This window comes from Microbacterium azadirachtae (genome assembly GCF_000956505.1).
Classification (GTDB): domain Bacteria; phylum Actinomycetota; class Actinomycetes; order Actinomycetales; family Microbacteriaceae; genus Microbacterium; species Microbacterium azadirachtae_A.
Window position 1 is genome coordinate 113,660 of the sequence record NZ_JYIX01000028.1, and the last position, 9,597, is coordinate 123,256.

At 72.6% G+C, this 9,597-nt stretch carries 8 protein-coding genes; 7 read left to right on the forward strand and 1 reads right to left on the reverse strand.

What is annotated here, in order from left to right:
- The first annotated feature begins 14 nt into the window (after positions 1-14).
- Entirely contained in the window at positions 15-1,682 is a 1,668-nt protein-coding gene (locus tag RS86_RS04890) for a CpsD/CapB family tyrosine-protein kinase (protein ID WP_052680081.1), read from the forward strand.
- Positions 1,683-1,695: 13 nt separating this feature from the next.
- Here RS86_RS04890 and RS86_RS04895 read toward each other — a convergent pair whose 3' ends face one another.
- A complete protein-coding gene (locus RS86_RS04895; RefSeq protein WP_045271089.1) occupies positions 1,696-3,012 on the reverse strand; it encodes an O-antigen ligase family protein in 1,317 nt (438 codons plus the stop codon).
- Between the two features lie 41 nt (positions 3,013-3,053).
- On the opposite strand from RS86_RS04895, the gene RS86_RS04900 reads away from it, so the two are divergent.
- From RS86_RS04900 to RS86_RS04925, 6 genes are all read left to right on the forward strand, one after another.
- Positions 3,054-3,980, forward strand: coding sequence for a glycosyltransferase family 2 protein (locus RS86_RS04900; RefSeq protein ID WP_045271090.1), 927 nt, complete (start codon positions 3,054-3,056; stop codon positions 3,978-3,980).
- Positions 3,977-4,954, forward strand: coding sequence for a CgeB family protein (locus RS86_RS04905; protein WP_045271091.1), 978 nt, complete (start codon positions 3,977-3,979; stop codon positions 4,952-4,954). The genes RS86_RS04900 and RS86_RS04905 overlap by 4 nt, the downstream gene beginning before the upstream one ends.
- Positions 4,945-6,009, forward strand: coding sequence for a hypothetical protein (locus RS86_RS04910; protein ID WP_045271092.1), 1,065 nt, complete (start codon positions 4,945-4,947; stop codon positions 6,007-6,009). The genes RS86_RS04905 and RS86_RS04910 overlap by 10 nt, the downstream gene beginning before the upstream one ends.
- A complete protein-coding gene (locus RS86_RS04915; protein WP_082076574.1) occupies positions 6,006-6,803 on the forward strand; it encodes a cytidylyltransferase domain-containing protein in 798 nt (265 codons plus the stop codon). Before RS86_RS04910 ends, RS86_RS04915 begins: the two co-directional genes overlap by 4 nt.
- The gene (locus RS86_RS04920; RefSeq protein ID WP_045271093.1) at positions 6,800-9,046 is read left to right on the forward strand and encodes an N-acetylneuraminate synthase family protein; all 2,247 of its coding nucleotides are present in this window, start codon (positions 6,800-6,802) and stop codon (positions 9,044-9,046) included. Before RS86_RS04915 ends, RS86_RS04920 begins: the two co-directional genes overlap by 4 nt.
- Positions 9,037-9,597: glycosyltransferase (locus tag RS86_RS04925; RefSeq protein ID WP_152642071.1), on the forward strand; the 561-nt coding region annotated here is incomplete at its 3' end. The genes RS86_RS04920 and RS86_RS04925, both read left to right, overlap by 10 nt.

The following is a 9,597-nucleotide window of genomic DNA, read 5'->3' on the forward strand; positions in this document are numbered from 1 at the left end:
CGGAGGAGCTGCTCGTGACAGTGCTCGACTTCCTCGTGCTGATCCGTCGAGGGTGGTTCTTCCTCGCGCTCGGGTTGCTGTTCGGCGCTCTCGGCGGCTTCGTGACGGCCCAGCTCACGCCACCCGTCTACACGGCGCAGGCGACCGGCTTCATCGCCGGCACCGGCGGAGCCGTCATCGCCGGGACCAATATCGCGATCGATCGCGCCGGGGCCTACATGCCGCTGGTCGACACCGCCCAGGTGCGGGAGGAGATCGCGAAGGACGCGAAGGTGCCGCTGTCGAAGCTGAACGGCTCGCTCAGCGCCCAGGTCGTGCCCGGCAGCACGATGGTGCGAGTCACCGCGAATGCGCCGGATCCGCAGAGCGCGTTGCGTCTCGCCAACGGCGCCCTGCACGCGCTCGCCAACGTCGTGGCCCGCATCGAGGACGCCGCCGGAGCGGGGGCGACCCCGCCGCCCGGCAGCACCGTCGTGCCGACCGAAGGCATCGTGATCGTGCCTCTCGACCAGGCCGTCGCGCCGAGGACGCCGTCGGCGCCGGACAAGCGCGCCATGATCATCGCCGGAGCGCTGATCGGCCTGGGCGTGGGACTGCTGCTCGTGCTGCTGCGGCGCGCCCTCGACGTGCGGGTGCGGGCGCACACGGACGTCGCGGCGATCGTGGGCGCGGGCGTGCTCGGCCGCGTGCCGAAGTTCGATCCCGACGGGCGCAGCAAGAAGGATGCGATCGCCCGTGCCGTCGCGCACGAGGCGCATCGGCAGATCCGCACCGGGCTGCGCTTCGCGAGCGTCGACCAGGAGGTGCGCGTCGTCATGGTCACGAGCGCCAACCTCGGGGAAGGCAAATCCAGCACGACCCGTACGCTCGCCCGTGTGCTCGCAGAGTCCGGTCAGCGCACGCTGGTGATCGACGGCGACCTGCGCCGCCCGACCGTCGCCGAGGGGTTCGACCTCGACGGCACCGTCGGCCTCAGCGAGGTCCTCAGCGGGCAGATGCCGATCGGGCCCGCGATCCGGCAGACGTCGGATCCGAATCTGTTCGTGCTGCCCGCAGGAGGGATCCCGCCGAACCCGTCGGAGATGCTGGGCTCGACCGCCTTCCAGCGGCTGCTGGGAGAACTCCGGCGCGACTTCTTCATCGTCATCGACGCGCCGCCCGTGCTGCCGGTGACGGACGCGAGCGTGATGAGCGCTTTCGTGGACGGCGTGGTGTTCGTGATCGCCATGGGGCGCACCCGCAAGACCGAGGTCGTCGAGGCGCGCACCCAGCTCGCCCAGATCCGGGCTCGGATCCTCGGCGTCGTGCTCAACTTCGTGGCGATGCGAAACAGCGCCAACGGCTACGGCTACTACCGCAAGAACAGTCACTACTACGCGCAGACGAGCCGGAATGACGACGCCGCAGGAGATGACGAGGTCGCCGCGCTGATCTCCGAAGCGGAGCTGTCGCCGGCCGCGTTCGACGGGGAGCCCCCCGCTCCGGAGGAGAGCGGTGCGGAGGACGAGGGAGCGAGCAGGGAGAGGCGCGCAAGCCGGTCCCGCACGGTGTCCGATGACGCGGCGAGCTCGAGGGCGACCCATGCGCGTCCGCGGATCGCGCAGACGGGGCAGCGCAGCACGCCGGTGCGCGCCCGTCGCGCCAAGGACGCGAACGATCTCGATCCCGACGCCACGGCGTGATCGCGCGGAACCGTCAGGTGAGGTGAGGAGCGTGCACACCGAGGGGAGGGGCGGCGGAGTCGCCATGCCGAGAGAGTCCCCCGTGCAGCGCCACCGCCATCACGAACGCCCAGCCGATCGTGAGGAACACCTCGCCGAGCTGCGTCGCCGTGACGAGGACCACGATGGTGGACGCCTCCATCGCCTGCATGCTGAACGGACCGGCATCCGCCCGCAGGGGACGCAGGCCGATCCATGCGGTCAGGGCCACGACGAGGATGAGCGCGAAGAAGCCGCCTTCGACGAGCAGCGTCGCGTAGGAGTCGTGGAAGAGGAATGTCTGGCCGGTCGACATGTTCACGAACGCGGTGCCGAGCCCGGATCCCTGCGGCGGGGTCTCGGCGAGCTTTCGCGCCACGCTGTCGGCGATCTGGGCGCGCAGCTGGTCGGTGCCGGTGCGGTCGGCGAACAGGCCGATCTGCGCGAGGTTGTCCTGCAGGTAGGAGATGCCCAGCCACAGGGCGGCCGCGCCGAAGAGCCGGGTCAGCAGCCGCCGGCGCGAGAACAGGGCGAGCCAGACCAGGGCCGCCAGGAGGCCAGCCATCGTCGTGCGCGATCCGGTCAGGACGGTGAGACCGGTGAACAGGACGAGTGTTCCCGCCCGGGCCCAGCGCGAGGTCTGCGTGGCCGCGAGCAGCAGTCCGCCGATCGCGTACAGCAGACCGGCGGCGTTCTTGTCGCCGACGTAGCCGGAGAGGAACTGCTGATAGTCGTGCGGCGCGATCCCCGCATAGAACAGCACGGCGTTGAGCACCAGCCCGCACGCGAAACCCTCGATGAGCGCGACGAGGCGCAGCCGTCCCGTCCCCGCGAAGACGGTGAAGACGAGCAGGAGTCCGAGCCGGATGAGGCGCTGGCGCCAATCGGACGCACCCGTCATGGGCGCCGCGGACGCCGACACGATGAGGTCGTAGACGATCAGCGCCACGGCCGCGACGATGAACAGCCGCAGCTGCGGGGAGACGAAGCGCGGTCGGCGGGTCGTCGCGACCACCACGAGCACGGCCATCGCGAAATAGCGGATCGGGACGTCCACGGGCAGGCCGGGCAGGTTGTAACCGGCGGCCAGCAGGATCGCCATCGTGAACTCGAGCAACGGCGTCTCGGAGAGCCATCGCTTCGACGCGGTCAACGCCTCCGCGCCCCAGGAGGTTCCGCGGTCGGCCGCGGCCTTCGGAGCGGCGCGCCCCTCGGCCCGAGGGGGCGGGACGAGGGCCGGCGGCTTCCCGTCGCCTCCGGCACGGTCCGCGCGCCCGCGGCGTCCGTACGCGGCAGAGGGCGGGTCCGACATGGTCTGATTGTGCCAGGTCGGGACCGCGCGGGGGAGGCCCCATGAGCGACCTCGACGCCTCCACCGACCGCACTCCGCGCGGGATATCCGTCGTGGTGCCGCACTACGGGGATCCGGCTCCCGCGCTCGCACTCCTCGACGCGCTGCGGGCCCAGGTCGACGCACCCCCGCTGCAGCTCATCGTCGTGGACGACGCGTCGCCCGATCCGTTCCCCGACGCGACGGGGGTGACCGTGCTGCGCCGCGAGACCAACGGCGGCTTCGGCGCGGCCGTCAACACGGGGGTCGCCGCCGCCTCGCAGGAGCGGCTTCTCGTGCTGAACAGCGACCTGCAGCTGGAACCGACGTTCGTGTCGTCGCTCGTCGCCGCGGCCGCGCCGTGGCCTCGGACCGTGGCGGCGCCGATGGTGGTCGGTCTCGACGGCGCGACCCAGTGGGCGGGCCGTCGCTGGCCGCGCACCCGGCACCACGTCGTGGAGTGGCTGACGCCGCTCGCCCGGTTCCGTCCGCGCCTGCACGAGGCGGTCGGGCACGACACCCGCTGCGTGGCGGGTGCGGTGCTGCCGGTGGACTGGGTGCTGGGCGCCGCGCTGCTGATCCCGGCCGACGCGTTCCGAGCGATCGGCGGCTTCGACGAGCGGTACTTCATGAACGTGGAGGAGGTCGACCTCCAGCGTCGGCTGACTGCGGCGGGGGTGCCCTCGGTGTTCCTCGGCACCGTCCAGGTGCGGCATGAGGGCGGCGGCTCATCGGAATCCGCCCGGCGCGTGCGCTGGGTCACCCAGGCGCGGATCCGCTACGCCGAGAAGTGGGGCGAGCATCCGGGGCTGCTCCGGTTCGGGCTGCGGGCGGCGAGCGCGGTGAACCTGGCGTTCAACGCCGGACGGCGGATGTTCGGGCGCGACGTGCAGCCGCTCGAGACGTACCGGCGCGAGCTCGCGGCGATCCGGCCAGGGGGTGCGCGATGAGGGTGCTCTTGGTCAGCCCGGTCTTCCACGGATACTGGAGCGCCTTCGCCGCCGCGCTCGAGGCGCTCCAGCTCGACGTGACCGTGCACTGCTACGACGCCGGCGGGATCGGCAACGCCCTCGCGCATCGTGCGCCGGGATCCGCACTCGCCGCCCGGGTGCGCGGCGCCGCGACCGCCGCCGCGATCCGCGCGCTGACGGCGGCGGATCCCGATGCCGTCCTGGTCGTGAAGGGAGACGCCCTCGAGGCCGACTGGTGGCACGCGCTCGCCGCGTCGGGCGCGCGCAGCGCCCTGTGGCTCTACGACGAGCTCGCGCGCATGCGCTACGACGACGAGACGCTCGGCACGGTCGACCGCGTGTTCAGCTACAGCCCCGACGACACCCGCACCCTGCAGGAGCGGGGCATCGATGCCGCCGTGCTGCCGGACGGCTTCGATGCGCTCACCGCGTTCACCCCGCGGCCCAGCCACCGCACGAGCTTCATCGGCGCGCGCTACCCGGAGCGGGAGCGCCTGCTGCGGGTGCTCGCCGAGGCCGGTGAGGCCGTCGAGGCGTACGGACGGGAGTGGTCACGGAGCCCCTGGGACGTGCTGCGGACCGCCCGCTGGCGCGGGGCGGGCGTGCCCGCGCACGGCGACGTCGATCGGGCGACGTACTTCGGCGTCATGGCGGGCAGCGCCGCCACCCTCAACATCCACGGCGACGGCCACGACGGCTTCTCGATGCGCACGTACGAGGCGCCGGGCGTCGGCGCGCTGCAGCTGATCGACCGGCCCGACGTCGCCCAGCACTACGAGGTCGGATCCGAGACCCTCGTGTTCCGCAGCGACGACGAGCTCGTCGACCAGGTGCGCCGCGCGCGGCGGGACGAGAGCTGGGCGCGCGGGATCCGTGAGGCAGGACGGCGGCGCACGCTCGCCGAGCACACGCTCGTGCACCGCATGCGGGAGGTGCGTGCGGCATGGGCCTGACCGGAGTCTCGACGTCCGCCGGGCTGCGGTTCCCGGCGGATCTGGAGGCGTGGCGGCGCTGGCAGCGCAGCCGGCACGTGGTGCGGCGCGTGCGCGATGCGGTGCGTCGTCCCGCCGCCCCCTCCTCGTTCGCGCTGCACGTGCGCGGAGCGGATCCGGCCGTCCTGTTCGCGCTCGACGCGGTGACCCCGACCGCGCTCGCCTCGGTCCTGGAGCCGCTCGCGCACCTGGGCGACGCCCCGGTGGCGGTCATCGCCCCGGCGGACGTCTCGGCGCGGCTGCCCGGCGCATGGCGGGTGGAGCGGGTGGATCCCGGCGAGGCGCCCGCGGCGCTGCGGGCGGTGCGGGCGGTCGTCTCCGCCGGGCACTTCCTGCCGGTGGGCGGGGCCGCGTTCGCGTGGGCTCAGGCACGGGACTGGCGATACCTCGTGGTGCAGCACGGACTGCTCACCCCGTACATGGCGCCGCTGCCGGAAGGGGCGCACCTGCTCGCATTCACCGAGCGCGACGCCGACTACTGGCGTTCGGGGCGCGCCGACGTGACGAGCGAGGTCGTGGGCAGCCAGCTGCTGTGGGCCGCGTCCGAGAACGCGGGAGCGGGGCACGCCCCCGCGGACGCGCCGCCGGTCTTCCTCGGGCAGCTGCACGGAGCAGAGCTGCCGCGACGGATCAGCGCGGCCACCGCGACCGCCTTCTGCCGCGCGCACGGGGCGCTGTACCGTCCGCACCCCGCCGAGGTCGACCGCCTGTCCCGCTGGCAGCATGCGCGGTGGCGGCGGCAGGGGATCCGCTTCGCCGGCCCCGGCCCGCTCTCGGCGTCGCAGGGTCCCGTCGTGGCGATCTTCTCGACGGGCGTGCTCGAGGCGGCGGCCGCGGGCAGGGACGCCTGGGTCACGTGCGTGCGCCCGCCCGACTGGGTGCGGGAGTTCTGGGACCGGTACGAGCTGAGCGTGTGGGGCGGATCCGCCACTCCCGCCCCGGTGCGCCCCGCCGTCGAACCCGCGAGGGCGATCGCCGGTGCGGTGCGCGGCATCACGGAAGAAGGACGACGATGAGCATCCTGTGCGTGATCCCCGTGCGCGGCGGATCCAAGGGCGTCCCGGGCAAGAACGCCAGGGTCGTCGCCGGCAAGCCGCTCGTGGTGTGGAGCATCGAGCAGGCGCTCGCCGCATCCCTCGACGTGCTCGTGTCGACCGACGATCCCGAGCTCGCGGCGATCGCACGGGCGGCCGGCGCCGACGTGCCGTTCCTGCGGCCCGCGGAGCTCGCTCAGGACACCACGCCCACGGAGCCGGTGATCCTGCACGCGATCCGGCACCGCACCGCCGAGGGGCGCCGTCCCGACGCGGTGATGCTGCTGCAGGCCACCTCGCCGGTGCGACTGCCCGGCACGCTCGCCAGGGCGGTGCGGGAGTTCACCCAGACCGGGGTGGACAGCCTCGTCGGCGTGGTGCCGCAGACGCCGTTCTTCTGGCATCCGGCCGCCGACGGCGGCAGTGCGACCGCCGAGTACGACCCCGCCGCGCGTCCGCTCCGGCAGGAGCTGCGCGCGGACGACTACTTCTACAAGGAGACCGGATCCCTCTACCTCTCCCGCACCGAGCTGTACGAGCGGGAGGACAACCGGATCGGCGGCCGCGTGGGACTCTTCGTCATGGACGAGGCCGAGGGCGTGGACATCGACACGCTCGTGGATCTGCGGATCGCGGAGCAGGTGCTCGGCGACCTCGGCGCCGCCGCGGGAGGATCCGGCGAGACACCGGGATCTGCACGAGACGGCCGTCGTGACGTGGTGTCTCACGCAGGAAGTGGTGTCTCGCGAGGGGCACAGACGGGGGAGCGGTCATGATCATCGAACGGGACATCGCGCCGTACATCGTGTTCGGAGAGGATCCGATCCTCACCGGTCTCGCCAAGATCAACGCGAACAGGCAGCGGATCGTGTTCTGCGTCGACGCGCACGGCATCCTCCTCGGCTCCCTCTCCGACGGCGACTTCCGGCGCTGGCTGATCGCCAATCCCGACGCCTCGCTCGACGTCTCGTGCGCCGCGGTCGCGAACCGCGAGACGCGCACGGTGCCGCGGGGCACGCCCGTCACGGAGATCGCGCCGCTGCTCGGCCGCGACGGCGTGCACCACGTGCCGATCGTCGACGATCGAGGGCACCTCTGGGCGATCGCCGTCGACGAGACCGGCACGCTGCGGATCGGCGGTCACGAGATCGGAGCGGGGCATCCGACGTTCGTGATCGCCGAGATCGGCAACAACCACAACGGATCCGTCGATCTCGCCAAGCGGCTCGTGGATCTGGCGGTCGAGGCCGGTGCAGACGCGGTCAAGTTCCAGTTGCGCGACATGGACGCGCTGTACCGCCAGCGCGGCGCGGCCAGCTCCGGCGAAGACCTCGGCGTGCAGTACACGCTCGACCTGCTGCGCCGGTTCTCGCTGCCCGCGGAGAGCCTGTACGAGGTGTTCGATCATGCCCGCGCCGCCGGCGTCGACGTCATGTGCACCCCGTGGGACGCGCCGAGCGTGCAGGCGCTCGCCGACTACGGCATCCCCGCGATGAAGATCGCCTCGGCCGACCTCACCAACCATGCGCTGATCCTCGACGCGGCGGGGCGCGGGGTGCCGCTCGTGCTCAGCACGGGGATGTCGCGGGAGAGCGAGATCCTCGAGACCGCGGCGCTGCTGCGCGGCCAGGGCGCGCCGTTCGCGCTGCTGCACTGCCAGTCGACGTACCCCGCGCCGTACAAGGACCTCAACCTCAGCTACCTCGACCGGCTCGCCGAGATCGGCCAGGGCGTGGTCGGCTACTCCGGGCACGAGCGCGGCTGGCACGTACCCGTGGCCGCTGTCGCGCGGGGCGCGCACATCATCGAGAAGCACTTCACCGTGGACCGCACGATGGAGGGCAACGACCACACGGTCTCCCTGCTGCCGGACGAGTTCCGGATCATGGTCGAGCAGATCCGCGACATCGAGGCGTCGATGGGATCCGGATCCGCGCGCACGGTCTCGACGGGCGAGCAGATGAACCGGGTGACCCTGGCGAAGTCGCTCGTCGCCGCGCGTCCGCTCGCCGCCGGCACCGTGATCGCGGCGGCGGACGTGGCCGTGAAGAGCCCGGGACGCGGGCTGCAGCCCAATGCGCTGCCGCAGCTGCTCGGCCGCACGCTGCAGCGCGACCTGGCGGACGGCGACTTCTTCTTCGACGGGGATCTGCGCGATACCGCCCCTGCGGGACGGCCGTTCACGTTCCGCCGGCCGTGGGGTCTGCCGGTGCGCTATCACGACGCCGCGGCGCTGCGAGCGCAGTCGAACCCCGACTTCCTCGAGTTCCACTTCTCGTACAAGGACCTCGAGGTCTCGCCGTCGGACGTGTTCGCCGAGCGGCTGCCGATCGCGTTCACGACGCACCTGCCCGACCTGTTCGCGGGAGACTTCCTCGTGGACCTGGCCTCGGAGGATCCGGAGATCTGGGAGCGCTCGATCCGCGAGGTGCAGCGCACGATCGACATCACCCGGGACCTCCGACGCTGGTTCACCGCGGAGACGGATCCGGTCATGGTGGTCACGATGGGGGGCTTCACGAAGGACCGGCACCTGCCGCCGTCCGCGCGCGGCCCGAAGTACGCCCGCATCGCCGACGCGCTCGCCCGGCTCGACGCCGACGGCGTGCGGGTCGCCGCGCAGACGCTCCCGCCGTATCCCTGGCTCATGGGCGGCCAGCAGTTCCACAACCTGTTCGTGGATCCGCGCGACACCGCGCGGTTCGCCGCGGAGACCGGCACCCCGCTGGTCTTCGACGCCTCGCACACCAAGCTCGCCACGACGTGGCTCGGCATGGCGTTTTCCGAGGCGGTCGACCTGCTCGCGCCGCACACGATCCACCTGCACCTGGTCGACGCGACCGGTGTCGACGGCGAGGGCGTGCAGGTGGGGGAGGGCGACATCGACTGGCCCGCGTTCGGGGCGCAGCTGGACGCGCTCCTGCCGGGGGTCACGTTCATCCCGGAGATCTGGCAGGGGCACGTCGACAACGGCGCGGGCTTCTGGACCGCGCTCGACCGGCTGGAGGCGTGGTTGTGAGGATCGGCTTCCTCACCCCGTGGCGGACGGACGACCCGGGGGCGTGGTCGGGGATCATCCGCCCGATGCTCGGCGCGCTCGCCGAGGTCGCGGACGTCGTGCCGGTCTCGACGCATGACGTGCCCGCGGCGCTTCTCGACCGGGCCGCGGCACGGCTGTCGCGCCGGAGGTATCTGTGGGACTTCGGACTGGCGACCGCACGAGCCCGCGGACGCGTCGCCGGCGAGAGGCTGCGGGCCGCGCGCGTGGACGTCGTGTTCGCCGTGGCGGCCTCGGTCGACGTCGCCCGCCTGGGCGGATCCGTGCCGGTGGTCCAGTACGTGGACGCCGCGTTCGACGACATGAAGGACCGCTATTCCGTGTTCACCGGGGTGAGCCGGCTGTCGGCCCTGCAGATCCGACGGATCGGGACGCTCGCGGCGCGGCGCACAGCGGGATACGTCGCGGCCTCGCAGTGGGCCGCCGACGGGCTCGTGCGGACGGGGGCGGACCCGGCGCGCGTGGTCGTCGCGCCGCCGGGAGCGGCGATCGGGCCGCGCGCGGCGGCGGAC

Bases quoted from the DNA above. Each gene is read 5' to 3' on its own strand.
- RS86_RS04895 (WP_045271089.1), bottom strand. From the start codon at position 3,012: ATGTCGGACCCGCCCTCTGCCGCGTACGGACGCCGCGGGCGCGCGGAC.
- RS86_RS04900 (WP_045271090.1), top strand. From the start codon at position 3,054: ATGAGCGACCTCGACGCCTCCACCGACCGCACTCCGCGCGGGATATCC.
- RS86_RS04905 (WP_045271091.1), top strand. From the start codon at position 3,977: ATGAGGGTGCTCTTGGTCAGCCCGGTCTTCCACGGATACTGGAGCGCC.
- RS86_RS04910 (WP_045271092.1), top strand. From the start codon at position 4,945: ATGGGCCTGACCGGAGTCTCGACGTCCGCCGGGCTGCGGTTCCCGGCG.
- RS86_RS04915 (WP_082076574.1), top strand. From the start codon at position 6,006: ATGAGCATCCTGTGCGTGATCCCCGTGCGCGGCGGATCCAAGGGCGTC.
- RS86_RS04920 (WP_045271093.1), top strand. From the start codon at position 6,800: ATGATCATCGAACGGGACATCGCGCCGTACATCGTGTTCGGAGAGGAT.